The sequence below is a fragment of the Streptomyces sp. NBC_00344 genome, from assembly GCF_036088315.1.
Taxonomy (GTDB): domain Bacteria; phylum Actinomycetota; class Actinomycetes; order Streptomycetales; family Streptomycetaceae; genus Streptomyces.
Genome location: NZ_CP107996.1, coordinates 411853 through 438555 on the forward strand (window position 1 = coordinate 411853; position 26703 = coordinate 438555).

At 69.1% G+C, this 26703-nt stretch carries 23 protein-coding genes and 1 pseudogene; 13 read left to right on the forward strand and 11 right to left on the reverse strand.

Going from position 1 to position 26703, the window contains the following annotated elements; all coding sequences use genetic code 11:
• Nucleotides 1–94 precede the first annotated feature (94 nt).
• Complete coding sequence (locus OHS16_RS02010; RefSeq protein ID WP_328535391.1) at nt 95–532, forward strand: protein-tyrosine phosphatase family protein; 438 nt, start codon at nt 95–97, stop codon at nt 530–532.
• Between the two features lie 120 nt (nt 533–652).
• On the opposite strand, the gene OHS16_RS02015 is transcribed toward OHS16_RS02010, so the two are convergent.
• On the reverse strand, nt 653–2488 hold the full coding sequence (locus tag OHS16_RS02015) for a glycoside hydrolase family 76 protein (RefSeq protein ID WP_328535392.1): 1836 nt from the start codon (nt 2486–2488) through the stop codon (nt 653–655).
• Between the two features lie 489 nt (nt 2489–2977).
• Entirely contained in the window at nt 2978–4390 is a 1413-nt protein-coding gene (locus tag OHS16_RS02020) for a S1 family peptidase (protein WP_328535393.1), read from the reverse strand.
• Between the two features lie 371 nt (nt 4391–4761).
• On the opposite strand from OHS16_RS02020, the gene OHS16_RS02025 reads away from it, so the two are divergent.
• Together OHS16_RS02025 and OHS16_RS02030 are read left to right on the forward strand one after the other, a co-directional pair.
• Nucleotides 4762–7023 (forward strand): MMPL family transporter, encoded by a 2262-nt coding sequence (locus OHS16_RS02025; RefSeq protein ID WP_328535394.1) that lies wholly within the window; start codon nt 4762–4764, stop codon nt 7021–7023.
• 81 nt (nt 7024–7104) lie between these two features.
• The gene (locus tag OHS16_RS02030; protein WP_328535395.1) at nt 7105–7659 is read left to right on the forward strand and encodes an AAA family ATPase; all 555 of its coding nucleotides are present in this window, start codon (nt 7105–7107) and stop codon (nt 7657–7659) included.
• 8 nt (nt 7660–7667) lie between these two features.
• On the opposite strand, the pseudogene OHS16_RS32045 reads toward OHS16_RS02030, so the two are convergent.
• Nucleotides 7668–7760: pseudogene (locus OHS16_RS32045) on the reverse strand (MerR family transcriptional regulator); the annotation flags it as partial.
• Between the two features lie 459 nt (nt 7761–8219).
• Here OHS16_RS32045 and OHS16_RS02035 point away from each other — a divergent pair.
• The gene (locus tag OHS16_RS02035) at nt 8220–8489 is read left to right on the forward strand and encodes a DUF6343 family protein (RefSeq protein ID WP_328535396.1); all 270 of its coding nucleotides are present in this window, start codon (nt 8220–8222) and stop codon (nt 8487–8489) included.
• 117 nt (nt 8490–8606) lie between these two features.
• Here OHS16_RS02035 and OHS16_RS02040 read toward each other — a convergent pair whose 3' ends face one another.
• The 3 genes from OHS16_RS02040 to OHS16_RS02050 form a co-directional block, all read right to left on the reverse strand.
• Nucleotides 8607–9056, reverse strand: a complete 450-nt coding sequence (locus OHS16_RS02040; protein ID WP_328535397.1) for an SRPBCC family protein — start codon at nt 9054–9056, stop codon at nt 8607–8609.
• Between the two features lie 91 nt (nt 9057–9147).
• Complete coding sequence (locus tag OHS16_RS02045; RefSeq protein ID WP_328535398.1) at nt 9148–10332, reverse strand: alcohol dehydrogenase catalytic domain-containing protein; 1185 nt, start codon at nt 10330–10332, stop codon at nt 9148–9150.
• A gap of 150 nt (nt 10333–10482) precedes the next feature.
• Nucleotides 10483–10932, reverse strand: coding sequence for a hypothetical protein (locus OHS16_RS02050; protein WP_328535399.1), 450 nt, complete (start codon nt 10930–10932; stop codon nt 10483–10485).
• A 601-nt stretch (nt 10933–11533) separates the two neighbouring features.
• Here OHS16_RS02050 and OHS16_RS02055 point away from each other — a divergent pair.
• Entirely contained in the window at nt 11534–12220 is a 687-nt protein-coding gene (locus OHS16_RS02055; RefSeq protein WP_328535400.1) for a hypothetical protein, read from the forward strand.
• A gap of 273 nt (nt 12221–12493) precedes the next feature.
• Here OHS16_RS02055 and OHS16_RS02060 read toward each other — a convergent pair whose 3' ends face one another.
• Nucleotides 12494–13726: an FUSC family protein gene (locus OHS16_RS02060; RefSeq protein ID WP_328535401.1), complete on the reverse strand. Its 1233-nt coding sequence runs from the start codon at nt 13724–13726 to the stop codon at nt 12494–12496.
• A 795-nt stretch (nt 13727–14521) separates the two neighbouring features.
• Here OHS16_RS02060 and OHS16_RS02070 point away from each other — a divergent pair.
• The gene (locus tag OHS16_RS02070; protein ID WP_328535402.1) at nt 14522–15166 is read left to right on the forward strand and encodes a TetR/AcrR family transcriptional regulator; all 645 of its coding nucleotides are present in this window, start codon (nt 14522–14524) and stop codon (nt 15164–15166) included.
• 10 nt (nt 15167–15176) lie between these two features.
• On the forward strand, nt 15177–15848 hold the full coding sequence (locus tag OHS16_RS02075) for an enoyl-CoA hydratase-related protein (RefSeq protein ID WP_328535403.1): 672 nt from the start codon (nt 15177–15179) through the stop codon (nt 15846–15848).
• Nucleotides 15849–16200: 352 nt separating this feature from the next.
• On the opposite strand, the gene OHS16_RS02080 is transcribed toward OHS16_RS02075, so the two are convergent.
• Both OHS16_RS02080 and OHS16_RS02085 read right to left on the reverse strand, forming a co-directional pair.
• Nucleotides 16201–16854, reverse strand: a complete 654-nt coding sequence (locus tag OHS16_RS02080; protein ID WP_328535404.1) for a 3-oxoacid CoA-transferase subunit B — start codon at nt 16852–16854, stop codon at nt 16201–16203.
• Between the two features lie 2 nt (nt 16855–16856).
• On the reverse strand, nt 16857–17567 hold the full coding sequence (locus OHS16_RS02085) for a CoA transferase subunit A (protein WP_328540683.1): 711 nt from the start codon (nt 17565–17567) through the stop codon (nt 16857–16859).
• 288 nt (nt 17568–17855) lie between these two features.
• On the opposite strand from OHS16_RS02085, the gene OHS16_RS02090 reads away from it, so the two are divergent.
• From OHS16_RS02090 to OHS16_RS02115, 6 genes are all read left to right on the forward strand, one after another.
• On the forward strand, nt 17856–19085 hold the full coding sequence (locus OHS16_RS02090; protein WP_328535405.1) for a substrate-binding domain-containing protein: 1230 nt from the start codon (nt 17856–17858) through the stop codon (nt 19083–19085).
• Between the two features lie 43 nt (nt 19086–19128).
• Entirely contained in the window at nt 19129–19890 is a 762-nt protein-coding gene (locus OHS16_RS02095; RefSeq protein WP_328540684.1) for an ABC transporter ATP-binding protein, read from the forward strand.
• 2 nt (nt 19891–19892) lie between these two features.
• Nucleotides 19893–20645 (forward strand): ABC transporter ATP-binding protein, encoded by a 753-nt coding sequence (locus OHS16_RS02100; protein ID WP_328535406.1) that lies wholly within the window; start codon nt 19893–19895, stop codon nt 20643–20645.
• A complete protein-coding gene (locus OHS16_RS02105; protein WP_328535407.1) occupies nt 20645–21532 on the forward strand; it encodes a branched-chain amino acid ABC transporter permease in 888 nt (295 codons plus the stop codon). The genes OHS16_RS02100 and OHS16_RS02105 overlap by 1 nt, the downstream gene beginning before the upstream one ends.
• Before the next feature lie 38 nt (nt 21533–21570).
• The gene (locus OHS16_RS02110; RefSeq protein ID WP_328540685.1) at nt 21571–22671 is read left to right on the forward strand and encodes a branched-chain amino acid ABC transporter permease; all 1101 of its coding nucleotides are present in this window, start codon (nt 21571–21573) and stop codon (nt 22669–22671) included.
• A 264-nt stretch (nt 22672–22935) separates the two neighbouring features.
• Complete coding sequence (locus OHS16_RS02115) at nt 22936–23184, forward strand: hypothetical protein (protein WP_328535408.1); 249 nt, start codon at nt 22936–22938, stop codon at nt 23182–23184.
• Here the strand turns inward: OHS16_RS02115 and OHS16_RS02120 are convergent.
• Both OHS16_RS02120 and OHS16_RS02125 read right to left on the reverse strand, forming a co-directional pair.
• The gene (locus OHS16_RS02120; protein ID WP_328535409.1) at nt 23181–25124 is read right to left on the reverse strand and encodes a helix-turn-helix domain-containing protein; all 1944 of its coding nucleotides are present in this window, start codon (nt 25122–25124) and stop codon (nt 23181–23183) included. The two genes, OHS16_RS02115 and OHS16_RS02120, sit on opposite strands and share 4 nt — an antisense overlap.
• A 72-nt stretch (nt 25125–25196) precedes the next feature.
• Nucleotides 25197–26615 carry an MFS transporter gene (locus OHS16_RS02125; RefSeq protein WP_328535410.1) on the reverse strand — a complete coding sequence of 473 codons (1419 nt, stop codon included), beginning with the start codon at nt 26613–26615 and terminating at the stop codon, nt 25197–25199.
• Nucleotides 26616–26703 lie beyond the last annotated feature (88 nt).

The following is a 26703-nucleotide window of genomic DNA, read 5'->3' on the forward strand; positions in this document are numbered from 1 at the left end:
GGGGCGGGCTCCCGGGAGGCGACTGACCGTTCCGCACCGGCGATGAGTTCACATCCTCGCTTCCGGCCGGCGCCCCGCGTGGCAGGCTGGTCCGGTGACTGAATCATGGGATCCATCGGGCACCGGTGTCCTGCAGCTGCCGTCCGGCCGCCTGGTGCGGGGCCGTGGCCTGCGCCGGCCGCTCCCCCCGGGGCCGGCGCCCACCTTCGCCGTGCACCTCCTGGGCAAGCCGCCACCCCGCATCCCCTGGGAGAGCCGGTGGCTGCGCTGGCCCGACTTCTCACTGCCAGGTGACCGCTCGCAGGCGAGGAGTGTGCTCCTGGAAGCCTGGGAGCGGGCCGCGAGCGAACGAGTCGAGGTCGCATGTGGTGGCGGCCGGGGCAGGACCGGCACAGCTCTGGCCTGTCTCGCCGTGCTCGACGGGGTGCCGTCCGACCGGGCGGTGGCATTCGTGCGCCGGCACTACGCGGCCGGCGCCGTGGAGACCCCGTGGCAGCGGCGCTATGTCAGGCACTTCACAGCCGGACAGTGACGCAGTGGGATACGGCACGCACGACGCGTGCGGCGCGTCCGCACCCTCCGGCCGGGACCGACATCGCAACTCCCCACGACCGCCGAGGAATAGTCCCGGACGTGGCGGGCGGGAACCGGGTCAGCCGCCGGCCAGCAGGCCGCTGAGCGCGGAAGCCTGGGTCCGCCAGTCCCGGACGTTGGGGTGGTCGGCGGATGTCCGGCCCGACCAGCGCTCGCCCAGGCGGTTGAGTGGGTCGCGGTCTCTGTTCCAGATCGCGTCGGCCTGGGTGGCCGCGAAGCCGTGATAGGCGCCGTCCGTCACCTGGTCGAGATCCTGCAAATAGCGCATGAAGACACCCTTGAACTGTTTGCTGTTGTCATCGCAGTCGGTGGTGCCTGCGTCGCACGATTCGGTGAGCAGCCCTTCCGACGTCAGGGACGGCGACGCGATCGCCGCGTCGGCGAGCTGCCTGGCCTTGGCCAGCACGGTGGCGTCATGGGTCGCCCGCCAGAGCTCCACACCCGCGCCGATGGCCAGCCCCTGGTTGTAGCTGTAGACGGTCTGGCCGTTGTTGTCACATGTCCCGGTGTTCAGGCCGTCGTTGACCAGACCCGATGAATTGATCATGCCACTGGAAAGAAGCCAGCCCCATGCGGTGGTAGCCCGGCCGACCCACTGGGTGTCCCCCGCGATCCGGTTGTGGAGTTCGGCGGCGAGCCGGATGTAGAGGCCGTTCGTCACCGCGTTCTTGTAGGTCCGCTCGCGGTCCCACCACACGCCGCCGCCGCAAGTGCCGGTGTCCCAGTAGCCGTGCACGTAGTCGGCGATCGTCACCGCTTCGTTCAGGTACTTGGCGTTTCCCGTGAGGTCGTAGGCGTCGATCCAGGCGAGAGCCCACCACTCGGCGTCATCCGTCGCCCGGCTGATGAAGTGCCCTTCGATCGGGTCGGAACTCCGGGCTCCGGCCGGGAATGCACCCTTGTTGACTTCGAAGGTGCGGTCGACGATCCAGGCGTAGGTGGTGTCTCCGCTCTGCCGCATGTAGTCGATCATTGTGGCAAGGGCTACCGCGGAGTTCCACCAGCTCGACTTCCAGTACGCCGTGCCCGGGTCATAGGACCACATCAGAGCGTCCGCGGCTGCCGCCGTCCGGGACGCGTCGGGCCGGGCCCAGGCGGTGCAGCTGCCGTTCGCGCCGTCCACCGCGCGGCCGCAGGCCCGCACCGCGCCGCCGTAGAGGTGTCCGGTGCGGTCCGAGGTATTGATCTCGGTGGTCCTCACACCGGTCATGCCTGCGGGGACGCCGGTTCTGCCGAGTGACGAGCCGTCGGGCCAACTCGTGCCTCCGTCCCACGAGCGGTCCAGCCACACCTCGTCGCCCTGCGCACCCCCCGCCAGGGAGGCCCAGGCCATGGCGCCGCTGTCGATGTGCAGGGCGATGGTGCGGCCCTTCAGGACCGTCGCCGGCACCGGTTCGGTACTTCCGGTCCCGGTGGAGGCGTCCGCACCGTCGCACCGGTCGGCACAGACCCGTGGGTACGCCCAGTCGGTGCAGGCCACTCCCTGGGCGTCACCGCAGGCGCGGAGGACGGCACGGCGGTGGGCGGCCGGATCGTAGAGGTTGTACATCAGCGTCCGGGTACCGGTCCAGGTCGAGGGGATACTTGCCTTGCCGAGCAGTCCGTCCCAGGTCACGCCGCCGTCCCAGGAACGGTCGAGCCACACCGAATCGTCCGGCCTGCCGTCGTCGATGCCGGCCCAGGCCATACCGTCGGGATCGGACACATGCAGCTGGATACGCCTGCCGTTCACCGCCCTGGTCGCGACCGGAAAGCGCTCCTGCTGTGCCAGGGAGGGGTCGCGGGCGTCGCAGGACAGCGCACAGACGGCCGGAGCCGCGGCTGTCGCGGGCGGCTGCGCCGCTCCGACGAGCAGACAGACCAGGAGGAGGAGCAGAAGCTTCGGTCTTCTCACGGGGACCTCTCCCTCTCGTGGCCCGCAGCACCGGTCACGCACACTGTCCGAGAGCGCTCCCCGGCGGAGCAGCGAAAACAGGTTCCGGGGAGCCGCGTTCGGCTCCCTGGTATTGAGACACCGTTGTCATCGACCGTCAAGCCTCATTCAACGGCCCTATGGAAAAGGCGTGTTGGACAACCCGTCCAGGAATCAGCCGGGGCCGGACCTCCACGGCTTCCGTCGCACCCGCCGACTCCCCCACCCGAAAGACATGCACGCCGGGGCGCGTCACGGCGGCCCGCACATCCGTCTCATGCACCCCGGGAAGACCGGGCGCCGCGTCCGTGCCCGCCGGACGCATTCCGAACCCGCCGGACGCCCCGGCCGGAATGCGGGTCCGCCGGGCACCGTCAACGAAGCCCCGGCGGGAACGCCGGGGCTTCGGGGCCGCCCGGTGGCGGCGGGACAAGGCTGCTGACCTGTCGGGAGGCATCGCCCCCGGGTCGGTCAGGGGTTGACGGAAACGGTCCCTGACGCGCCGTCACCGGGGTCGTCCGCACGCCCGGCACCCGCGTCACCGATGGTGGCGCCGGTGGCCTGCAGCGCCGCAGTTACCGGCTGGAAGAAGGTCTCGCCTCCGGCGGTGCAGTCTCCGCTGCCACCGGAGGTGAGGCCGACGGCGGCGTCGTCGGCGAAGAGCGGTCCGCCGCTGTCTCCGGGCTCGGCACAGACGTCGGTCTGCACAAGGCCGTTGACGATGTCACCGTTGCCGTAGTTGACGGTGGCGTCGAGGCCGGTCACCGTGCCGTCGTGGAGCCCGCTGGTGCTGCCGCTGCGCTGCACCGCAAGACCCACGGACGCGTCGATGGCCTGGGTGATGTCCTGACTTGCGCCGCCCTCCAGAGCCACCGAGCTGGGCGGCGTCGTGGTGGTGTCGTCATACGCCACAAGCGCGAAGTCGGACACAGGGAAGGTGGTCTTCAGAACCGTGCCCAGTTGATCGGTGCCGTTCTGATCCGAGGACCAGGTCTTGGCGTCGTTGCCGCAGTGCCCCGCGGTGAGGAAAGCGGGGGCGCCGTTCAGACTGACGTTGAAGCCGAGCGAGCAGCGGACATCGCCGCCGAAGATGGCCTCGCCTCCCTGGACACCGCCGGTGGCCGCCGGGGGCGCAGCCGGGTCACTGGGATCCGCTGTCGGATCCGCCGTGGGGGCGTCGGTCGGAGTATCGCCCGGGTCGGCCGCACCCTGGTCACCCGGGTCGGCCGCACCCTGGTCACCCGGGTCGGCCGCACCCTGGTCACCCGGGTCGGCCGCACCCTGGTCACCGGGATCGGCCGCACCCTGGTCACCGGTGCCCGCGCTCATTCCGTCCGCATCGCCGTTGCCGTCCTGGTGCCGCCCGTTGAACGGTGTGAACTCACCAGCCGCCCGCTTGACGCTCACAAGGCCGTCCAGTCTGCGCAGGGCCTGGTTGAGCGTCGCCATCCGAGTGCCGGTCACCGTGCTGTCGGCGAGGACGGAGACCGTGTTGGTCTTCGGGTCGACGGACCACGCGGTGCCGGGCACCGAGGCCGTCTCCTTCAGCGTACGGGCCGCACCCCGCAGTTCGGCCCGGCTGTTGCGCACGACCTTCGCGACCGCACCCGTGCGCTTGACCCGCTCGGCCGACTTCGCGTCGAGGACATCGACGACCAGCTCCTTGACATCGGCGTTGTAGTACCAGCCCGCCGTGTTATCGCCGAGCGCCGATGCGAGTGTCGTCCCGAGCCGAGCGGCCGCCTGGGGGGCGAAGGCCTTGGTGCCAGGGTCGTGTTCGGAGCTCGCGTCGGCATTCGGCAGCAGAAAGGCGGCTCCAGCGATGGCTACCGCGGAAGCCCCGGCTATCAGGCCGGTCCTTTTGTTCGCATGTCGGTGGCTCAACTCACTGTCCTCCAGGGGGAGAGGGGGCTCGTCCTGTCCACCGGGAGTACGCGGGAAAGCCCCAGGATTCTCAACGCGACGCCGGTAGAAATATGCGGCACGGGTCCGGACCTAGTGTCCGGGCGGGGAACGGCGAACGTGCCGCCGGCCCGCGGCAGCTGTCATCACGCCTGCTCGCGGGCAGCCCCCGACCGACCGCACGCCATGGAGTCGAACTCTTCATCGAGTCGTTCACCGCCCGGGAACAGCCGGATCGACGGCGTGCGCCGTGAGCGCGTGGCGAATCAATGCCAAGCACGATTTACGGCTGAATGACTGGAATAGTGCAATTCGGTAGATCCGATGGACGCTCACACCCTCTGGGGGAACTCATGGCCTCACCGAGCGGAGCAAGCACGGGGGCGACAGGGCCCGGGAAGACAGGCCGCCCGGGGCGGCTGCAGCGACTCGGTGAGTGGTGTGCCCGTCACTTCATCGTCGTCATCGTGATCTGGCTGATCGGGCTCGGAGCGCTGCACGCCCTGCAGAACACCTTCGGTGGCGTGTACTCCGACGATTTCAGCCTGCCGGGTACGCAGTCGAGCGAAGGCGCCGAGGTTCTCAGCCGCCATGCTCCCGGCGCGGGGGGCATCGGCGCACAGATCGTGCTGCACGACGAACAGAAGCAGCTCAGCGGCTTCGCGGACCAGATCGACCAGGCCGTTGCCTCGCTGCAGAAACTCCCCCACGTCCTGTCCGCCATGAACCCGCTGCCGTCCAGCCCTTCGGCACCCCCGACCGGGGCCCTTTCGTCCGACGGAAAAACCGGATACATCACCGTACGGTTCGCGGCGAACCCCACCACATACGGGACCTCCTACTTGCATGGCGTCGACCAGGCGGTTCAGCCGCTGCGCGCCGCCGGTGTGCAGGTGGAGTACGGCGGCCCACTGGGCGAACTCGCCCGGCCCAAGGCCAGTGATCTCACGAGCGAGGCGATCGGGTTCGGGGTGGCGATCGTTGTCCTGCTGATCGGGTTCGGCAGCATCATCGCCGCGGGTCTCCCTCTGGTTACCGCGCTGATCGGTGTCATCGCCGGGTTGAGCTGCCTGAGCCTGCTCGCTGCCGCGTTCACCTTTGCGAGCGTCTCGCCGACTCTCGCCACGATGATCGGCCTCGGCGTGGGCATCGACTACGCCCTGTTCCTGATCACCCGTCACCGCCAGCAGGTGATTGACGGCGCGGACGCGGTGACCGCGGCGGGCCGCGCCGTCGCCACCAGTGGACGGGCGGTACTGGTCTCCGGCTGCACGGTCATCGTCGCGCTGGCCGGCCTGTATGTGTCACAGGTGAGTTTCATCGGGAAGCTCGGAGTGGCCGCGGCGGTCACGGTCGTCACCGCGGTGCTCGGTGCCGTCACGCTGGTGCCCGCACTGCTGGGCCTCGCCGGCCGGCGCATCGACAGATTCCGGGTGAGGCAGCCCGTCGCCGAGGGGGGCAGCGGAGACGAAGGTACGCCAGGCGCTCCGGTCGGGGGCTGGCATCGCTACGCGCGGCGCATCGAACACCATCCTTCACTGTTCCTTACCGCCGGGCTCGCCGTGGTGGTGGTTCTCGCCATCCCGCTCTTCTCCATCCGCCTCGGGCACATCGGAGACGGCGCCGACCCGAAAAGCTTCACGGACCGGAAGGCCTACGACCTCATCAGCACGGCCTTCGGACCCGGTGCGAACGGTCCTCTCACTCTGGTGATCGACCAGAGCAAGGTCCCTTCCGCCGATCGCTCCTCGCTCGCGGACAATCTGAAGAAGGCCCTGACCGACGTTCCGGACGCCGCGAGCGTCAGCGCCCTCAAGCCCACCAGCGACGCCGCGGTGCTGACCGGAACAGCGATCTCCACCACCTCACCACAGGACGCGGGCACCACCGACCTCTTCCGTAACCTCAAGAACAACGTCCTGCCCAAAGGCGTGTCGGGCACTGATGCCAGCACCTATGTGACGGGCACGACCGCCGCGCAGGAGGACTTCCTCGACATCATCTCGGCCCGGCTCCCGCTGATCATCGGCGTGGTCGTCGCCGTGGCATTCATCATCATTCTGATCGTGTTCCGAGGAGTCCTGGTGGCTCTGAAAGCGGCCGTACTCAATCTGCTGTCGATCGCCGCCTCGTACGGCGTGATCGTCGCGGTTTTCCAATGGGGCTGGGGCGGACCGTCGTTGGGCGTCTCGGGAAAGGTGCCGATCGAGAGCTACGTACCGATGATGATGTTCGCCATCGTGTTCGGCCTGAGTATGGACTACGAGGTGTTCCTGCTCGCCCGGGTCCACGAGGCGTGGGTACGCACCCGCGACAGCAGGGGCAGCGTCGCGCACGGACTGGAGATCACGGCAAGGGTGATCACCTGCGCCGCGCTCATCATGGTCAGCGTGTTCGCCGCGTTTCTCCTGAGTGACAACATCGTGGTCAAGATGCTGGGTCTCGGGCTCGCCGTGAGTGTGCTGATCGACGCCACGGTCGTCCGCCTGCTGCTCGTACCCGCAGTGATGACACTCCTGGGCAACAGGGCCTGGTGGACCCCAGGCTGGCTGGACCGGGCGCTGCCGCATGTGGACACCGAAGGCGAGTCGGCGCTGCCGGTCCGCACGGACTGACAGACGCAGGTCCGGCCGGGAAGGGAGCGCGCACCATGGGGCGCGAGTTCCGCTTCAGGATCGTCCTGCTATCACTGGAGAGTGAACTCGCGACCCCTGCTCATTGTTGTCAGCGGCCCGCCGGGAGCGGGCAAGACCACGCTCGCGCATGACATCGCACGCGCGGTGGGGTGCCCTGCCGTCTGCCGGGACGAGATCAAGGAGGGCATGGTGCACGCCACCCCGGGTTTCGCTCCGGGACCGGCGGACGACTTGTCACGGCGCACGCTGCCCACGTTCTTCGGCGTGCTGGAACTGCTGCTCAGGGCCGGAGTGACAACGGTGGCGGAGGCGGCCTTCCAGGACCGGCTCTGGCGGCCCGGCCTTGAGCCGCTGCGGGAGCTTGCGGACATCCGGATCGTGCACTGCGTGGTCGACGCCGACGTGGCTCTGCAACGACGGCGTCGACGGCTCGCGGACGACCCCGTACGGAGAGCGCACGAGGCCGCTGTACCGGACAGCGTGACGGAGCACGCCTCCCACCACCACGCGTTCGACCGGATCCGCATCGACGCCCCCTGGATCGAGGTCGACACCGCGGACGGATACGACCCCGCGCTCGAGGCGATCGTGGCATTCGCGGGCGGCCGCGGGTGACTGCTCATCTCGTCGACGGCGCTCAGAAATGCCGGTGCGGTGCCGAGCATCCCGGCAGCTCGGCCCATGGTGTACGCGGGGCAGTCGTCATCGTGGAGCTGTCGTCACGGCTGTTCGGCTCGGCGGCCAAGGGCACAGTTCCGGACTGCGAGAGGGGCCCTGGTGCATATGGCACCAAGGCCCCGAAGGGATCAACCATCGGCCGGCTTCGTACACCGGCTCACTTTTTCCGCGGCTCCGCCGAAGGCGGTGACGTCGCGGGGGATCGTCGTTGCGTGACCGGGGACCACCTGCCAATCCTGGGTCTGCCGCGCCCGGGCGAACTGGACCTCCGCTCGGGCGATCCTGATGGCGCCCGTTCCTCCCTTTCGTTCTTCTGTCAGTGGTAGTGCAGCCGACACTCCTGGCTGCAAGAACAACTCTAATCGACCTGAGCACCAATGTCTACTCTGTGCGCTACAGATTTTGCGTTGCTGTCGAGCAAGGTAACCGTCTGCGTCGGAGCACACTGGAGGTGTGCCGGCGTGCATCAGCCGGCGCACCGTGAAAGGGGGCTGCTCATGTTCGGTCGCAAGCTGGAACGTACGGGCACCGAGCCCTTGTCCGCGTACAGCGCGCTGGGCCTGCGACTGGTGCTCTCCTCGGCCGCCCTGCCGGTGTTCGTCGCCGGGGCGGTGCTGTTCGGGCTGTGGGCGGCCGCTTCGAGTCCTCATGGGTCGCCGAGTTCCGCACTGCTGGCGGGCCTGGCCATCGCCTGCGGCATCATCGCCGCACTGACGGCCGTCGACCTCGCCGTCATTGTGCGCAGGCGCTCGCAGCAACGGGAGTGAAGGCACTCGGCCGTCACGGCGCCACTGCCCGACGAGCGGCTGGTGGACGCCGGTCGCGCCCCCGTTGACCGCACCGCCGCGCGGAGATGACGCCGCCGCTCAGGCCGGCCGGCTCGATCACTGCGGCGCGGGCTGTTCGGTGTGCTCCACGACCTGCGCCAGTCTGTTGAGCATGCTGCGGTGCCGCAGTTGGACCAGGAAGTCGAGCGCCGCATTGTGCAGGGCGCCGCCCAGCCCGCGAAGGGGATGCTCATCGGCAATGACAAGGCTGTCGTCGCCCCACGGGCGGACGTCGAGAGCGACCCTCGCAGTCCCCAGCGGTCCGCTGTCCACCTCGAGCTCGAGCTCGCGTGGAGGCTCCGCCCGGCGGACGATCGTGTGGCCCACCGCGGTCCATGGGCCCAACCGCACCGCGTACTCGATCGTGGAGCCGACCTCGGGCCACCGATCAGTGGTGGGCCGCGACATGGAAGTGCCGACCACCCAGTCACCGTAGCGCGAGCCGTCGGCAAGAACCGCCCATACCGCGTCGGGGGGCCGCCTGACGAGCTGGTGGCGTACGGCCATACTGTCCTCCGTTGTTCGAACCGGCCAGCTGCGCGGGCGCGGTCGGTCCGGATGCTCCGGGCCGTCTCATGCTTGGTCGGTGCGGTGGCCGTCAGGGCGCCAGCAGCGTCTTGACCATCCCGTCCTCCTTGGCCTGGAACGTCGCGTACGCCTGCGGCCCGTCCTCAAGCGACAGCCTGTGCGTGGCGAAGTCGTCCACTCCCAGGGGATCGGATTCATTGAGCAGCGGCAAAATGTCGTCGACCCAGTGCCGGACATTGGCCTGGCCCATACGCAACTGGATCTGCTTGTCGAACAAGGTCAGCATCGGCACCGGGTCCACTGCTCCGCCGTAGACCCCGACCACGGAGATCGTTCCGCCCCGGCGCACCGCGTCGATGGCCGTGTTGAAGGCCGCCATACTGTCGAGGCCGACTCGTTCCATGACCTTCTGGCCAAGTGTGTCCGGAAGCATTCCGGCAACCCGCTGCGCGCCCCGTGCCGTCACGCCGCCATGGGCCTCCATGCCGACGGCTTCGATGACGGCATCGGTACCGCGCCCACCGGTGAGCCGGCGGACTTCGTCACCCACGTTCTTGCCGTGCTCCGTGAAGTCCACGGTGTGCACACCCCGTGCTCGGGCCCTGGCCATGCGCGCGGGGACCGAGTCCACCCCGATGACCAGTTCCGCACCCTGGTGCAGGGCGATGCGTGCCGCCATCTCACCGATCGGTCCGAGACCGAGCACGGTGACGCTGCCACCTTGTGGAACATCGGCGTAGGCGACGGCCTGCCAGGCGGTGGGAAGTACATCGGAAAGATAGACGAAGCGGTCGTCGGGAGGGCCGTGCTCCACCTTGACCGGCAGTGTGTTGCCGAAGGGCACGCGCAGGAACTCCGCCTGCCCACCGGGCACCTGTCCGTAGAGTTTGGAGAAACCGAACAGCGAAGCGCCGGTGCCGTGCTCGCGTACTTGGGTGGTCTCGCACTGCGAGTGGAGGCCCTGGTTGCACATCCAGCACGTGCCGCAGGACATGTTGAAGGGTACGACCACCCGGTCCCCCACGGACAGTGCGGTGACTCCGGGGCCGGCCTCCTCGACCACGCCCATCGGTTCGTGACCCAGAATGTCGCCGGGGCTCATGTAGGGGCCCAACACCTCGTACAGATGCAGATCCGATCCGCAGATGCCCGACGAGGTGATCCGGACGATGACGTCGTCCGGATCGACGATCCGGGGGTCGGGCACCGTTTCCACCCGGACATCGCGCCTTCCCTGCCAGGTCAAAGCTCGCATGTTGCCTCCAAGCGCCAACGGATCCGCGCGCGTGCATGCCACTGCCCCTCTTCCGGTATACGCCACACGGGGCAGGACGGCCTTTCGAGCAGTTCACGGCGCCGACGGATGAACACGCGGGCGGCTTCGCCCGGCCCCGCCGCGGTGGGGTTACTGCGGCCTCGCCGTGTGATCCGGGTGGTGACGGGTGCGCCGGGCCTCCTTCATCTCCGCCTCATGGAGATGCTCCCGGCCGTCGGCGAGGTCCGTTCTGACGCGTTCCTCCGTAGCCGCGAAAGGCCGGTAGTAGGTCGCGTTGTACTCCTCCATGATCTGGAAGGTCCACCGGCCGGGGATGACGTTACGGCCCACCATCTCGTGTTCCACCAGGTCGGCCTGTTCACGGTGACCGGCGGCCCGCAGCTGCTCCACGGCTCTGCCCAGGGTGAGATCGGCGCCGCCGGTCAGCTGATGGAAGGCGTAGAGATGGCCCCGGGCCCGCTCGACGGTCTCCAGGGCCTCCGACAGTGTTCCCAGTGCTTCGACGGTCGCGTCGCTCACACCGGCGGGGCGGAGGTGGGCCCGATCGGGGCTGTCGTGTGCCGACTGCTCATCGCTCATGTTCCCCTATCTGCCCCCGGCTGCCTCGCGTGTCACTCACCGGGCGCACCTGGGTAACACCTCACCCGAACGGCTGCCCCCGCCCGCTGTCCCCGTCTCGCACCATCACGCGATGGCGAATGAATCAACGCCTCTGTCTCCGCACGGGTATCGGCAACCACCGCTGACTTCGCGTACGTGGGTATGCGGACGAGCACGGTCGGAGATCCCTCACTGCGGACGGCTCTGCGGCGTATCAGAGGGTTCGATCCCGCCCCGTGGACAGTGGATGAGGCCGGCGGAGCGTCTGCTCCGTACCCACGTACGGATGAACGGCGGACCACACCATGTTGTCGCTGCCCCAGCGCCGGTACACCGTGTGAGCAACCGCACGGCCCGCATCCCAGAAGCCCTCGGGGGCGCGAACAACGGTGCTTTTTGCGCCGATGCCCACACCCAGGAGACGTGTTGGCCGACTGCCACCTCAACATGTCCTGGCACGGCAGCCGTAGACTGTCCTGAAATCAGCTTCACACGTCACGGTGAACACCGTTGAAGGCGGAGACGGCGGCCGTTCCGATCGGCCGTACGGCGCCGAATCCCACAGACGAAGGGTGAACCCATGTCAGTCAACTCTCCCGACCACACGCTGAAGTCGCAGTACCACGCGCAGGTGACCGCGGACCTGGAATCCAACAGCCAGGAGCAGGAGCGCATCACCACTGAAGTAGCGGCTCTCAAGGAGCAGTTGACCGCTCTCGAACTCGACCACGCACTCCTGACCAACATGCAGCAGGCACTGGCGACTTCCGAGGCGGGTACGGGTTCTTCCTCGAGCGGAGCAGCTCGCACCGCGGGCGCGGCCGCTCCATCGGTGCCGCGCCCCCGGAACGTCAAGAAGCCGGCACGCACGGCCGCTGCGGCCGGAACATCGCAGAAGTCGTCGCGCAAGGCATCCGAGAAGACATCGGAGAAGGCACCCGCCAAGACATCGGCGAAGACATCGTCGAAGAGCAGCACCACCCACGCCTCCCGGAACGGCGCCCCGACCCTGCGCGATCTCGTCAGCGATCAGCTGGCCCAGCAGAAGGAGCCCCGCTCCGCCTCCGAGGTCACGACCGCCCTGACCCAGGCACACCCGCAGCGGAAGGTGGGTGCCACGGTAGTGCGCAACACTCTCGAAGCGCTGGTCGCCAAGGGACAGGCACTCCGTTCAAAGCAGCAGAACTCCGTTTTCTACTCCGCTACCAGCGCCACCAAGTCGAACACTTCGGACAGCGCCGCCGCGTCCGCCCCTGCCACCGCCTGATCCGGCGGGCCACGGCAACACACACTTCTTTCGGCCGGTCGGTCGGGCGGGCCGGGATGGCACACGGCTTCGCTCAACGTCCCACCGTGCCCGGACATAACGGGCGCGGGCGCGGTGGGAACGGCCTCCGGCCGTCCTGGCCACGGTCTCCACGGGTACGGGGCCACACCACTCGCACACCGCACCGCCGGGCAACGAGGCAACACTCACCCTCGGCGGCCCGTTCGTACAGGTCCACCGGGCGGGCGGTGCCCGGGCCCAGCAGGCCTGCGTTCAGAGCTCGACCCGTGACCTGACGGCATCCGTGGTGCCACGCAGCCGGCGTGCCAGGGCGGCCAGTTGCGGATGCCGTTCGCCCAGTGCCACGGACCGGACGGTGAGTTCCTCGGTGAGGCGCTCGGTGCGCTTGTCCACGTCGAGTTCGTCCAGAATGCGCTCGGCCTCTGTCAGCAGGGCGCCGTGCAGTTGCCACTGGTCGGGGTACTTGTGCACGTTCTGCAACAGCAGATGCGCCACCCGGTCGCGCGTTGCGTGCCCATCGGCCAGGGCCTCTGTCAGCCGGGCCTCTGCCTCCTCGGCACTGGCAGCGACCGGCGTGGTGATCAGCACCGCGAAACTCTCGATGGCGTCGGCGAGCTGCCCCAGCAGTTCCTTGATCTCCGCCGCCACCTCCGCCGGGAAGAGCGGCTCCCCGGTCCGCGCCTTCGACAGGTCGGTCATCGTACGGGTGACCACCCGCAGCACCACGGCGCAGATCTCCAGGGTGTCCAGGCCCGTGCGCAGAACGACCCGTGACAGCAGCCCCTGCCTGACACGGGGGTTGAGCCGCAGGCTCTCCTCCGCCTGGCGCAGCGAGGCGTCCACATCGGCGATGTCGTGGTCGAGCCGCCGGGCCTCGTGCAACCGAGCGGCGGCATGCGCGACCGAGATGCGGCTGCCGACGTCCTCCCCCATCTCGCGGAACATCCGGCCCATGTCGCGGGCCAGCCCCTCGATCGATGCCCCGGCCGGCTGGACCCACACGGGTGGCGCGAAGAACAGATTGAACAACAGGCCCACACCGGCGCCGATCAGGGTTTCCAGGACCCGGTTCCACGCCATCGACGCGACCTGGGAGACCCCCAGGACGAGCATGGCGCTGATCGCGACCTCGGGCACGAACTCGTTCACCCGTACCAGGCGTCCCACGATCAGCGCCGTGAAGATCGTCAGACCGAGGCTCCACCAGGTCAGTCCCACCAGGGAGCTGAACGCACTGGCGATGAGCACTCCCACGATGACGGCGTTCACCCGCCGCATGCCGGTGGTGAGCGTGGCATAGAGCGTCACCTGGACGACCAGCAGAGCGGTCAGCGGCGCGGTGAGCGGGGCAGGATGTTGCGGCAGGATCAGCAGTGCGATCACGAAGGAGATGACAGCAGCCGTGGTGGAACGCAGTGTCTGCGCCGCTACCGGCTCGGCGGTCCTGCGAACGAGCTTGACCACAGGTGCGGGTACTTCAGGCATCCGCCTACCCCTTCCCGGGCGCGCGGATCGGTGCGCCTGCCGGGGAGCGGCGGTTTCCGACCGTCCACCGGCGGCAGCGGACCGGCGGGCGACCCGGTTGCAACATACCCGCAGCCGCGCTCAACCGCGCCCTGCGGCACGTGCGACACAGGCGTCGGCCACCTTGCCGTCGAGGGCAGCGCGTACCGGTGCCGCGGTGGTTCCGGGCCCTCAGCAGGCAGGCCGGCACCAGAAGCCGGCAGAGCGGCTGAGGCGTACCACGGAGCCGGATGTCCGCCCCCGCGGCGAACGGGCGGCCGTGGCCGGCCGGCAGCACCCGGACAGTGTCACGGTCGTCAGGCATCGCTTCGCCCACCGGGCCTGATCAGATCCATGTTCACGCTGAGCTTTCCGGAGCGGGTGTGCCCGGGCGGGCGGCCCGGGCTGCGATCGGGAACCACGGGTCGGGCCGCAGGCGGGAGGAACGTCTCCCAGCCAACCACCGGAGGAACCGGCAGGCGCGGTGAAGTGACCCGTACGGGAGGTGCGGCCGCCGGCCGCCCGTGGCTCACCTGAGCCACGGACTGCCGGGGCGAGCGATGCGGCCCTGGTCTCGTACAGCTACGGCCAGGTGCCGTGGAGCAGTGTCGAGAGGCCCAGGCAGTGAGGGATCGGCCCTTGCATGTTCTATGCCATATCTCATAAGTTACCGACAGGTAGTTCACGTGGGTGAGCTTCACCCGACCGTGCCAGGAAGGCCACCGGTATGCCCGTCCACACTCGCCTCGTACAGGCCCTCCCAGGGACGGCGCACACGTGAGCCCCCGCAAGAGCGACAGCCGCGAGCGGATGATCCTCAGTGCCGCCGCACTGTTGCGCGAGTACGGGGCCGGCGCCACCAGTATCGACCGTGTGCTGGAGCACAGCGGTGCGCCCCGCGGCTCGGTGTACCACCACTTTCCCGGCGGGCGGGCACAGCTGATCGACGAAGCGGTGGCGCTCGCCGGTGACTTCATCGCCGGCCTGATCGACGCGGCCATGCAGGCCGACGGCCCGGTGCAGGCTGTCGACGCGTTCTTCGCGCTGTGGCGCGAGCGGCTCGTAGAGAGCGGCTTCCGGTCCGGCTGCCCGATCGTGGCGGTGGCCGTGGAGACCAACGACGACGCCCCGCAGCTGGTCCGCTCCGCCGCCACCGTCTTCGCCCGCTGGCAGGAGGCGCTCGCGGGCCTTTTCGTCCGGCACGGTCTGCCTGAGCAGCGGGGCAAGAGGCTGGCCGCGTTCGTCATCGCCGCCGTCGAAGGCGCAGTGATCATGTGCCGTGCGGAGCAGAGCACCGCTCCACTGGATGCAGCCGCCGCCGAGATCCACGACTTGCTGCTCCATGCGCTGCGGGACCTGCCCCAGTCGGTCCTGAACCAAGGCTCTGACCATCCCACCACCCCCCACCCAGCCCATCATTGAGGGAGCCGATATGCCCACGCTCGACCGTCAGGACAACGTCTTCGTTATCGACCTCGGAGACGGGGAAAACCGTTTCCACCCCGACTGGCTCACCGCCGTCGGCGCGGCGCTGGACGAGGTGGAGAAGGCCGAAGGGCCCCGGGCCCTGGTGACCACCGCGACGGGGAAGTTCTACTCCAACGGCCTGGACCTGGACTGGCTGTTCGCCCATGCCGACCAGCACCAGGACTACGTCGTCTCGGTCCACGCACTGTTCGCGCGGATACTCTCGCTGCCGGTGATCACCGTGGCCGCCCTGCAGGGGCACACCTTCGCCGCTGGCGCGATGTTCTCCCTCGCCCACGACTTCCGCGTCATGCGCTCCGACCGCGGCTACTGGTGCCTGCCCGAGGCGGACATCAACATCCCCTTCACTCCCGGGATGTCCGCCCTCATCCAGGCCCGGCTGGCCCCGCAGACCGCGCACCGGGCCATGCTCACCGCCCACCGCTACGGCGGCACCGACGCCGAAGCGGCCGGCATCGTCGACCAGGCGGTCGCCGAAGACGCCGTCCGCACCGCCGCCGTCGAACTCGCCCAGGCCCAGGTGAACAAGGCCGGAGACACCCTCGGCACCATCAAGGCCCGCATGTACGCGCCTGCCCTTGCCACCCTGCGCGACACCGCCAACCCCCTCGGCTGACACCGCCGTACGCAGGACGACCCGGCTGCACCGGTGGTTGGTGAACCACATCCGGGCCGCAGGGACCGACGGACGCACGCTCACCGCCGAGGGCGCCGTCATCCACGGCGGCCGCCGCACCCGCCGCAGCCGAAGGCAAAGTCCTCGACGAGCGCGGAAGACTGGTCGCACACGCCACCACCACCTGCCTGGTTCTCCACCCCGGCAGCTGCCCCCCCCAGCAGCTGTCACAGATTCGACGAGACAGCGCGGGAGGGGAAACGGGGACCAGGTGGATCATGAAGCGCTACACGCCACCCGGCCGTAGCCGTACGAGAAGAGGGCCGATGCAGCTGCGGCCGGTGTCCGTGCCTCAGTTGTCGGCCCATGACAGCTCCCCGGTCAGCAGCTCCGCGCCGGTCCTCACCCTGACGTCGGCCGGGCTCACCCCTGGGGCGGTCCCGACCAGGCGAAGTCCTTCCGGGGTGACGTCGATGAGCGCGAGGTCGGTGACTATCCGGTCCACCACGCGCCTGCCGGTGGCAGGCAGGGTGAGCTCCTCGACGATCTTCGGGGAGCCGTCCCGGGCCGTGTGCTCCATCACGACGATCAGCCGGCCCGCGCCATGCACCAGGTCCATGGCCCCGCCCATGCCTTTGACCATCTTCCCCGGGACCGTCCAGTTCGCCAGATCTCCGCGGGCCGACACCTGCATACCGCCCAGCACGGACACATCGATGCGGCCGGCCCGGACCATGCCGAAGGAGAACGCCGAATCGAAGTACGCGGCACCTGGGTTGACGGTCACGGTCTCCTTCCCGGCATTGATCACATCGGCATGTTCCTCGCCGGCACGAGGGTAGGGGCCGACACCCAGGATGCCGTTCTCGGAGTGCAGCACCACCTGGATACCTGCGGGAAGATGGCCGGGGATGAGCGTGGGCAGTCCGATGCCGAGATTGACGTACTCGCCGTCGCGCAGCTCCCGGGCGGCGCGGGCAGCGAGCTGGTTTCGGTCGAACGGCATGTTCAGTTCTCCTCGGACGAGGCGGGACGGACGGTGCGGCGCTCGATGCGCTTTTCGGACAGCGGGCCGGCCGCGACGACCCTGTCCACGTAGACACCGGGCAAGTGCACGGAGTCCGGAGGGAGTTCACCGGCGTCGACGATGCGTTCGGCCTCCACCACGGTGACGCGGCCGGCCATGGCACAGAGCGGATTGAAGTTGCGGGCCGCGGCGTGGAAGACACAGTTGCCGTGCCGGTCCGCGACGGCCGCGCGAACCAGCCCGAAGTCCGCCACGATCGCCTCCTCCATGAGATAACGGCGCTCCCCGAAGTCCCGGACCTCCTTCGCCGGAGAGGCCACGGCGACCGATCCATCGGCCTCGTACCGCCAGGGCAGACCGCCTTCCTCGACCAGGGTGCCCACCCCGGCCGGAGTGAAGAACGCCGGAATCCCGGCACCGCCCGCACGCAGCCGCTCGGCGAGGGTGCCCTGCGGGGTCAGTTCCACCTCGAGTTCACCGGACAGGTACTGCCGGGCGAACTCCTTGTTCTCCCCGACGTACGAGGACGTCATCCGGCGGATCCGGCCGGCGCTCAGCAGCAGCCCGAGGCCCCAGTCGTCGACGCCGCAGTTGTTGGACACCACGCTCAGCTGCGCGGTTCCGGCCGCGGCCAGTGCGCCGATCAGTGCCGACGGAATGCCGCACAGACCGAATCCTCCCACCGCGAGCATGGCTCCGTCCGGGATGTCGGCCACCGCCGCGGCGGCCGAGCCGACCACCTTGTCGATGGCCCCGCGTCGTACGCCGGTACTCAGTTCGCCGCGCTTCACTTTCCTGCCTCCCACTCGGCTGTCCATTCACCGGACACCCTTGCCGCAGCACACACCGCTCGCCATGTGCCCGGCGCACATGGCTCCTCGTAAAGATGCGGTGGCTGTCACCATGTCCGCTTCCCGGCACTGCTTCTACCGTTCGGGCCATCCATCACGGCGGACAGCAACATTCCAGGAGTCGCACACATGCCTCTCAGCCCCGCGGACATCGTCCGAAGCAGATATGCGCGCACGTTGTCGGCCTTCGCCGCAGGCATTGTGCTGGCCGGGTGCAGCGCGGCAGGCACCGCTGGGTCCAGTACATCGCACGGTGCGGGCCCCTCCGCAGTCAAGGTGGGTCTGGTGTACTCCCGCAGCGGACCGCTCGCGGCGTACGGCAAGCAGTACGAGGAAGGCTTCAGAGCGGGGCTCGACCATGCGACCCACCACACCGGCAAGGCGGCCGGTCACCGGATCGTGGTCACCGAACAGGATGACGCGGGCGACCCGGCGAAGGCAGTCTCGGAGGCGAAGACCCTGATCGGCAAGGGCTGCAGGATCCTGGCCGGCAGCACCGACTCGGGAGTGGCCCTGCAGATGGCGCCGCTGGCCGCGCAGAACGAGGTCCTGAACATCAGCGGCCCCGCGGCCACCGATGCGGTCACCGGCATCAACAAGTACACCTTCCGGTCGGGCAGGCAGTCCTACCAGGACATCCTGACCGCCGGGTCGCTGCTCGGTGACGCCAAGGGCAGGAAGGTGACGGTACTGGCCCAGAACTCGGCGTTCGGGCAGGCAAACGTGGCTGCCGTCAAAACGGTTCTGGGCAAGCAGGGCGCCCACGTCGGTTCCGTGCTCGCTCCGCCGAGTGCCGGCGATCTCACACCCTTCGCGAGGCAGGTGAGATCCGGCAGGCCGGATCTGGTCTATGTCGCCTGGGCCGGAGCCAGTGCCCCCGCGCTGTGGACGGCTCTCGACCAGCAGGGCGTTCTGGATTCCAGCAAGGTGGTCACCGGGCTCGCGGGCACCGCGTCGTACCCCGTCTTCGGCTCCGCGGGCTCGAAGGTGTCCTTCCTCGCCCACTACTTCCCGGGGGCGGGCAAGAACACGGTGGAGACTGCCATGCTCGACGGCATCACCGAAGCGGGAGGAACACCGGACCTGTTCAGCCCGGACGGCTTCACCGCCGCCCAGATGATCGTGCACGCCATCGACTCCGGGAGCGCGACGGACACCACAGCGATGGCCACTGCGCTGGAGGGCTGGAGCTTCGAGGGCCCCAAGGGCCGTGAGCAGATCCGCGCCGCCGACCATGCCCTGCTCCAGCCGATGTTCACGGCCGGGCTGACCGGCAGCGGCGCCTCGGTCGAACCACGGCTGCTGACCACGGTGCCGAGGTCGGCCACCACTCCCCCGGCGAAGAAGCTGGCGGACTGATCCCGTGACCTCCCCCGCCACTTCACCACTGCGTGCGCCCGGGATGACGGATGCGAGCCCCGCCACCCCGGTACTGCGGCTTCGCGACATCGACTGGAGAGTCGGCGGTGCGACGATCATCGACGATGTCTCCCTAAATGTCCGCGAAGGCGAGTTCATCGCCTTCATCGGACCCAATGGCGCAGGAAAGACATCCCTGTTCAATCTGATCAGCGGGATCGCTCCGGTCTCCGGAGGCACCATCGAACTCGGCGGTACGGATATCACGGCCCAGCCGGTGCACGAGCGTGCCCGGGCCGGTCTGGGCCGCACCTTCCAGACATCGAGCCTGTGGCCCGCGATGACCGTGGCCGGCCATGTGCGGCTCGCCGCCCAGGCGGCGGCCGGCGGATCGCTCCGCCTCTGGCATCGCGCCGCCGGCTTCGCGGACCAGGTGGGGCAGGTACTGGACCGTACGGGTCTCACCCACCGCACCGACACGGTCGCGGGCGCCCTGTCCCACGGTGAGAAACGCAAGCTGGAACTGGCCGTACTGCTCGCGGGCGAGCCACGGTTGATGCTGCTGGACGAGCCAATGGCCGGTGTGAGCGCCGAGGAGGTGCCCGCGCTGACCGCACTGATCCGCTCGCTGCATCAGGACGAGGGCCGCACCGTGCTGATGATCGAACACCATATGGACACGCTGCTGGGCCTGGCCGACCGGCTGGCGGTGATGCACCACGGCACCCTGCTGGCGGCCGGTACTCCGCAAACCGTGATGAACGACCCCACTGTCCAAGAGGCCTACCTGGGGGAGGCGTTGTGACGGTGTCCGACGCACCACGGCTCAGCGTGCGGGATCTGCGGGTCGTCATCGGCGGCCGGCACATACTGCACGGTGTCGATCTCGATGTACCGCCCAGCGGGGTCACCGCCCTGCTGGGACGCAACGGAGCAGGTAAGACGACCACCGTGCGCGCCGTGATCGGACTCGCTCCTCACAGCGGCGATGTGCTCATCGACGGAAGGCGGACCGCAGGTCTGGCCACCCATGCGCTGGTCCGGCGCGGCATCGGTTACGCCCCGGAGGACCGCGGTGTGTTCGCCGCTCTGACCGTCGGGGAGAACCTGCGCATCGCCGAGCGCCGTGGCGCCGGTGAACCCGCGTATGCGCTGGTGTACGAACTCTTTCCGGAGCTCCGGCAGCGTACGCGCCAGCCTGCGGGGACCCTCTCCGGGGGTCAGCAGCAGATGGTGGCGATCGCCCGCACCTTGCTGAACGACAATCGGCTCATCATCGCGGACGAACCGACCAAGGGCCTCGCGCCCAGGGTCGTCACCGAGGTGGCACAGGTGCTGGAGCGCGCGGCGGAAGCAGTGCCTGTCCTTCTGGTGGAGCAGAACCTGGCGGTGGTTCGCCGCCTCGCCGTGCACTGTGCCGTGATCGCCGACGGCCGTACCGCGTACCGCGGGCCGGCGGCAGACCTGCTCTCCGATGCCGATGCCACCCGCAGGCTGCTCGGGGTCGGCAGCACCGCGGATCACCGCAAGTCGTCCCGGGCCGTGGAAGCGGGTACCTGATGTCCACCGTTGTTCTGCTCGTCTTCACCGGTCTGGGCCTGGGGGCCCTCTACTTCCTGGTCGCTTCCGGTCTGTCACTGATCTTCGGCCTGATGGATGTGCTGAACTTCGCACACGGAGCGCTGCTGTCCGTCGGGGCGTACGCCACCTGGTGGGCCGCTGCCGGCCACCTCCCGGGTGCCGGTACGGGTGGAGCAGGTTTCGTGCTCGCGGTGGCCTTCGGCACGGCCGCCGGCACACTCGCGGCAGTGCTGCTCGAACTCACCGTCATACGGCCGCTCTACACCCGTCCACGCGATCAGGTCCTGGCCACAGTGGGCGTGGGCCTCGCCGTTCCCGCGCTGCTCTCCGCCGTCTGGGGGGCCGACGCCCGCCCGTTCCCCGGCCCCCGCGCGCTGTCCGGCACCTTCGGGCTGTTCGGCGCCCGGATACCGGTCAACCGTCCGGTACTGATCGCGGCCGCGCTGCTGGTTCTGATCGTGCTCAAGCTGTTCCTCACACGCACCCGGCACGGTCTCGTGGTGCGCGCCGGTGTCGAGGACAGGGCCATGGTGACAGCCCTCGGCACGGACGTCCGGAAGGCTTTCACGCTGGTGTTCGCCATCGGCGGCGCGGCAGCAGCCCTGGCGGGGGCCTTCAGCGGCCTGTACTTCGGGTCCGTGGACCCGGGACAGGGCACCTCACTGCTGATCTTCGCCTTCGTGGTCGTGGTGATGGGCGGGATGGGTTCCACTGCCGGCTGCGCCCTGGCTTCCGCCGTCGTCGGCCTCGTCCAGCAGTTCGCCAACTACTGCACCACCGCAGGGCTCGGCGACCTCTCCGTCGTCGTGCTGCTCGCCGCGCTGCTGCTCACCCGCCCGCGCGGCCTCACCGGGAGACTCGCGTGACTGCCACCCAGACCGCCGAAAAGACCGGGACCGCTCCGATGCCCGTCAACAACCGGGGCACCGGGACACGCCGGCTCGCCCGCTGGTGGCCCGCTGCCGCACTGACCGCACTTCTTGCCGCACCCTTCAGCGCGCTGCCGTTGCCGGGATTGCTCGACGGCCCCATAGGCAGCCCGGGCAACCTTCAACTCATGTCGCTGTGCCTGTTGTTCGGGGCATTGGCCACCGGCTACGACCTGCTGCTCGGCCGCACAGGACTGCTTTCCTTCGGCCACGCCCTGTACTTCGCAGGCGGCACCTACGCGACGAACACCTTCATGCTGGAAGCCGGTCTGCCCTTCGCGGTCTCGGCGCTGCTCGGCCTGCTCTTCGGCGTGGTACTGGCCGCCCTGCTGGGCTCGGTGAGTCTGCGAGTGAGCGGGATCCGCTTCTCCATGGTCACGCTGGCGTTCGCTCAGGCGGGATCCATTCTCGCCGAACGCAACCCCGGCGGCGTCACCGGCGGGGAGGAAGGCCGCGCGGCTCCCGCGGACCGGCTGCCCGCGGGCCTGATCGGTATCGAACACACCGTGAACCTCTACTGGGTTGCCCTCGCCTACCTGGTGTTCACCCTGGCCGCCGTCCAGTGGGCGGTCCGCTCACCGGCCGGCCGGGTGTGGGAGGGCATCAAGGAGAACGAACGCCGGGTGGAGGTACTCGGGCTCCGGCCCTACGGGTTCAAGCTGGTGGCGTTCGTGCTGGCCGGGGCGCTGGCCTCGCTGGGCGGCATCGTCCATCTGCTGCTCACCGGAGGCGCCACCCCGCAGACCACCACATCGGACTTCACACTCTCGCTGCTGGTCATGGTGGTCCTGGGCGGATCGGGCTCCCGCTGGGGGCCGCTCGTCGGCGGTGTGCTCTACACCTGGGCCGACCACCGGCTCACCGATCTGGCGGGGTCGGGCTCGGTCGCGGACCTTCCGGCCGTGCTGCGGGTGCCTCTCTCCCAGCCGCTGTTCCTGCTGGGAGTGGTCTTCGTCGTGATCGTCCGGCTGCTTCCCGGCGGTGTGGTGCGGATCCCCGAACGGATCGCCGTCGCCCGTGCCCGCCGTCGTGCCACCGCCACCCCGCGCGCGTCGGCCCGGTCCGCTTCACCGTGAACGGGTCATCGTGCGTATGTGGTCGCGCGTATGTCATCGTGCTCAGGTCCGCCCCGGTGCGCTGCGGTCGGGTGCACCCGGCCAACGGGCCCCCGGTTACGACCACTTGCCGCGATTGTTCAGCGTCCGCGAGCCGCTCTCCACTCCCTTGAAGGGCCTTTGCCGGCGGAGCTCAACTCCCGACCCATCAGAACCAATCGAGACCCGTATACAGGACGCCACAGGGTGCTGGCCGAGTCCGCGCCCGAAGTCGATGCTGGACACGTGATGAGAAGCTGCGGTCCGCATCTCGAGGAAGAGTTGGACCGCGAGTATCAATGGGCGACTGCAGGTGTGGACGCGATGCACATGGCCGTGGTCCAGGTCGAGGAACACGAGCTGGTGTGGATCGTCTACTGGCAGTTGCTGAACGACGATGTCCCAGCACGTCTCGTGGCCGTGGCCACCGCGGAACTCGTGGAGCCTCTCTCAACCCGGTACTCGGGGAGCCGGGAATTCTCACACACTGCCTAACCACCGGCCAGCAGGTGCAACCGCAGCGCAAGACGCAGTTCCAGTGCTCTTTCGGGGCAGTTCCAGTCGGGCCCGAGCAGTGCCTGGATACGGTCCAGTCGCTGCACGACGGTGTTGACGTGGACGTGCAGCACGTCCTTGGCCCGGGTGAGACTCCCGCCGCAGGCGAAGTAGGCTTCCAGGGTGCGGACCAGGACGGTCCCCCGCCTGGTGTCGTACTCCAGCAGCGATCCGATGGTGGCCTCGACGAAGCCGGTCACGTCACGTGCATCGCCGAGCAGCACCCCGACGAAGCCCAGCTCCAGCGCGCCGGCTCCCTCCCCCACCCGGCCGAGGGCTCGCATGGCGCGCAGACAGCGGGCGGCTTCGGCGTACGCGGCCGCGACGGCCTGCGGGCCCGCGGCGGGGCCTGCGGCGGCGACCGTGACCGGGGCGCCCGCGAGGTGGGCCAGCTGGGCGGCCGCGGTTCTGGCCGCCTCTCCGGGCGAACCGTCGTCCGCTGCCCTGACCAGCAGCACAGCCGTCCCGGCGTGTTCGGCACTGATGCCGTCGCTGCCGAACAGATACTGCACGGCAGCACCGGGCAGTTTTTCCTGCCCGCAGCCCACTGCCTCGGCCACCAGCAGCAGGTGCGGCTGTTCCAGGTCGATGCCGAGGCGGCGGCCCCTGCCGACCAGTGCGCCTGGGTCCCGGTCGGGAGCTGCCAGCAGGTCGGCGATCAGTTCGCCGCGTACCCGGTTCTCCGTCTCGGCCACCGAGTGACGCAGCATCAGAAGCAGTGCGGTGATGACCCCCGCGCGTTCGAACAACCGCCGGTCGGGGTCGTCGAGATGCGGCCGGTGGTACAGCGTCAGACTGCCCAGCAGCCGTGGGCCCGCGAGTACCGCGCAGGTCCAGGTGGCGCCCCGGTACACGGCGCGGCCCGCTGCCAGGGATTCCCCGGTGGCAGCGGCCACCCGGTCCGGATCGTCGGCATCCCCCATGGGAGCCCTGCCGTCGGGTCCGACCGCTGCGAGAACGCGGCCCTGGCTGTCGTGAATGCTCAGGGCCCCGTCCAGTAGCCTCGCGACGGCGGCGGCCACTTCAGTCAGGTCCCCGCCGCGCAGTACGAGGTCGGTGAGCCGGTCGTGGGCCTCCTCCGCGCGCTGCATGGCCGCGGAGTGTTCCCTGATGACGGCATTGGCGTCCGCCAGCTCGGCCAGCGCAGCCCGGGAATCGGCGATGGCACCCGCGGTGTCGATCGCGATCGCGGCATGAGCGGCGAGGGAGCACAGCAGAGCGACCTCGTCGGGGGTGAAGGGGCGCGGTGACCTGTCGGCCGCGAAGAGCGCGCCGATGACCTTGCCGCCCCGGCTGCCCCTCGAACCGAGCAGCAGCGGTACTCCGAGGATCCCGACGAGCCCCTCGTCGACCACCCCGGCGTCGATATTGCCGGTGTGGTGGAAGCGCTGGTCGGTGCGGTAGTCGGGAGTGGCGTACGGGCGGGCTGTCTGGGCCACCAGACCGCCGAGGCCGTCGCCCAGCTCCAGGCGCAGATTCTGGAAGAGCGGTGACACGGAGCCGTCGGTCACCCGCATGTACGTGTCCCCGGCCTCTTCGTCGGGGAGGGTGAGATAGGCGGTGTCGGTGCCGAGCAGCTGTCGTGCCCGGCGGACGATCGACTTCAGCACGGCATCCAGATCGCGCAGTCCGGCCAGATCGCTGGCCGTGTCGAACAGCGCGCTCAGCTCCATCTCGCGCCGCCGGTGCTGGCGCAGGGTGCGCCGGATTCGCAGCGCCGTTGCCGTCGCCTGCTCGACTTCCGACAGCTCCTGGGGCGGCACACCTGCTGCCCGGGCCTCAGCGGCGACCGCACCGAAGTCCTCGGCCGGCGCGTCGTCGGCGAGGAGATCGAGGAGGCGTCGGAGCGGGCGGGCGGCCGGCGGGTTCTGTTGGGACATGAGGTGGACCATCGTGCCGCAGGGATGTGGAATTGGGGAGGGGGCCGGGGGTGCGGCCCCCTCCCGGCGAGCTCAGGCGGATGTCGCGGCCGTGTCTCCTGCTGTCTCCCCGGCTTTCACGGGCGCGGGGCCGTCCTGGCCCGGTGTGACCCGGGCGAGGTCGCGGCCCCTGGTCTCACGGGCGGCGATCAGCGCGATCACGGTGATCACCGCGGCCAGACCGACATAGACCGAGATCGGTGTGGAGTCACCGTACGACTGGAGCAGTGCTACCGCGATCAGCGGGGCGGGTGCCCCGGCCGCCACGGAGGCGAACTGGGCTCCGATCGAGGCACCGGAGTACCGCATGCGCGTGGCGAAGAGTTCGGAGAAGAACGCCGCCTGTGGGGCGTACATGGCGCTGTGGAAGACCAGGCCGACCGTGACGGCCAGCACCAGGGCCGGAAAGGACTTGGTGTCCAGCAGGCCGAAGAACGCCCAGGACCATATGCCGACACCCACCGCACCCACCAGATAGACCGGTTTGCGGCCGACCCGGTCGGACAGAGCGCCGAAGAGCGGGATCAGACAGAACTGCACGGCCGAGCCGATCAGCACGGCGTTCAGCGCCGTCTGCTTCTCGATCTTGAGGTGCTCCACGCAGTAGGTGAGGACGAAGGTCGTGATCACGTAGTACGAGATGTTCTCGGCCATCCGCGCCCCCATGGCGACCAGCACGTCGCGCCAGTGGTGGCGCAGCACGGCCAGTACCGGTGGCTGCTCGACAGCGCCCTCATCGGCCTTGCGCTGCTCGGCCTTGGCCAGCGCCGCCTTGAAGACCGGGGACTCGTCGACGGAGAGACGCACCCACAGACCGACACCGACCAGGACGGCGGAGAGCAGGAAGGGGACGCGCCAGCCCCAGGCGACGAAGTCGGCGTCGCTCTGGAAGGTGGTCATCAGTGACAGGACACCCACGGCGATCAGGTTTCCGGCAGGGGCTCCGCCCTGCGGCCAGGACGCCCAGAATCCGCGTCGCTCGGCGTCCCCGTGTTCGGACACCAGCAGCACAGCGCCGCCCCACTCACCGCCGAGAGCAAAGCCCTGGATGAGGCGCAGCACCGTGAGCAGGACCGGTGCTGCCACACCGATCGTGTTGTAGCCGGGGACACAGCCGATGAGAGTGGTGGCACCACCCATCATCAGCAGACTGATCACCAGCAGCTTCTTGCGGCCGATCCGGTCACCGAAGTGGCCGAAGACCATGGCTCCGAGCGGTCGTGCGGCGAAGCCGATGGCATAGGTGAGGAACGACAGCAGAGTGCCGGTGAGCGGGTCGGACTCCGGGAAGAAGACATGGCCGAAGACGAGGGCCGCCGCTGAGCCGTACAGGAAGTAGTCGTACCACTCGACCGTTGTCCCGACGAGGCTGGCTGCCACCACTCGGCGCAGCGCGGCTGGTTCGGTGGGTCGTACTGGATTCCGGGGAGAGTGCGCGGCGGCGCCGGCCATGAGATCACCATTCTGAGGGGGTGGGGACGTGGGTGGTTTGCGGGGCACGGTGATCGGGAGCCGGTGGGGTGCGGGGGTGAACGGTGTA

Excerpts from the sequence above, each read along its gene's own strand:
- OHS16_RS02025 (WP_328535394.1), top strand. The coding sequence starts at position 4,762 with ATGGCCTCACCGAGCGGAGCAAGCACGGGGGCGACAGGGCCCGGGAAG.
- OHS16_RS02035 (WP_328535396.1), top strand. The coding sequence starts at position 8,220 with ATGTTCGGTCGCAAGCTGGAACGTACGGGCACCGAGCCCTTGTCCGCG.
- OHS16_RS02040 (WP_328535397.1), bottom strand. The coding sequence starts at position 9,056 with ATGGCCGTACGCCACCAGCTCGTCAGGCGGCCCCCCGACGCGGTATGG.
- OHS16_RS02045 (WP_328535398.1), bottom strand. The coding sequence starts at position 10,332 with ATGCGAGCTTTGACCTGGCAGGGAAGGCGCGATGTCCGGGTGGAAACG.
- OHS16_RS02050 (WP_328535399.1), bottom strand. The coding sequence starts at position 10,932 with ATGAGCGATGAGCAGTCGGCACACGACAGCCCCGATCGGGCCCACCTC.
- OHS16_RS02055 (WP_328535400.1), top strand. The coding sequence starts at position 11,534 with ATGTCAGTCAACTCTCCCGACCACACGCTGAAGTCGCAGTACCACGCG.
- OHS16_RS02060 (WP_328535401.1), bottom strand. The coding sequence starts at position 13,726 with ATGCCTGAAGTACCCGCACCTGTGGTCAAGCTCGTTCGCAGGACCGCC.
- OHS16_RS02075 (WP_328535403.1), top strand. The coding sequence starts at position 15,177 with ATGCCCACGCTCGACCGTCAGGACAACGTCTTCGTTATCGACCTCGGA.
- OHS16_RS02080 (WP_328535404.1), bottom strand. The coding sequence starts at position 16,854 with ATGCCGTTCGACCGAAACCAGCTCGCTGCCCGCGCCGCCCGGGAGCTG.
- OHS16_RS02085 (WP_328540683.1), bottom strand. The coding sequence starts at position 17,567 with ATGCTCGCGGTGGGAGGATTCGGTCTGTGCGGCATTCCGTCGGCACTG.
- OHS16_RS02090 (WP_328535405.1), top strand. The coding sequence starts at position 17,856 with ATGCCTCTCAGCCCCGCGGACATCGTCCGAAGCAGATATGCGCGCACG.
- OHS16_RS02095 (WP_328540684.1), top strand. The coding sequence starts at position 19,129 with ATGACGGATGCGAGCCCCGCCACCCCGGTACTGCGGCTTCGCGACATC.
- OHS16_RS02105 (WP_328535407.1), top strand. The coding sequence starts at position 20,645 with ATGTCCACCGTTGTTCTGCTCGTCTTCACCGGTCTGGGCCTGGGGGCC.
- OHS16_RS02110 (WP_328540685.1), top strand. The coding sequence starts at position 21,571 with ATGCCCGTCAACAACCGGGGCACCGGGACACGCCGGCTCGCCCGCTGG.
- OHS16_RS02120 (WP_328535409.1), bottom strand. The coding sequence starts at position 25,124 with ATGTCCCAACAGAACCCGCCGGCCGCCCGCCCGCTCCGACGCCTCCTC.
- OHS16_RS02125 (WP_328535410.1), bottom strand. The coding sequence starts at position 26,615 with ATGGCCGGCGCCGCCGCGCACTCTCCCCGGAATCCAGTACGACCCACC.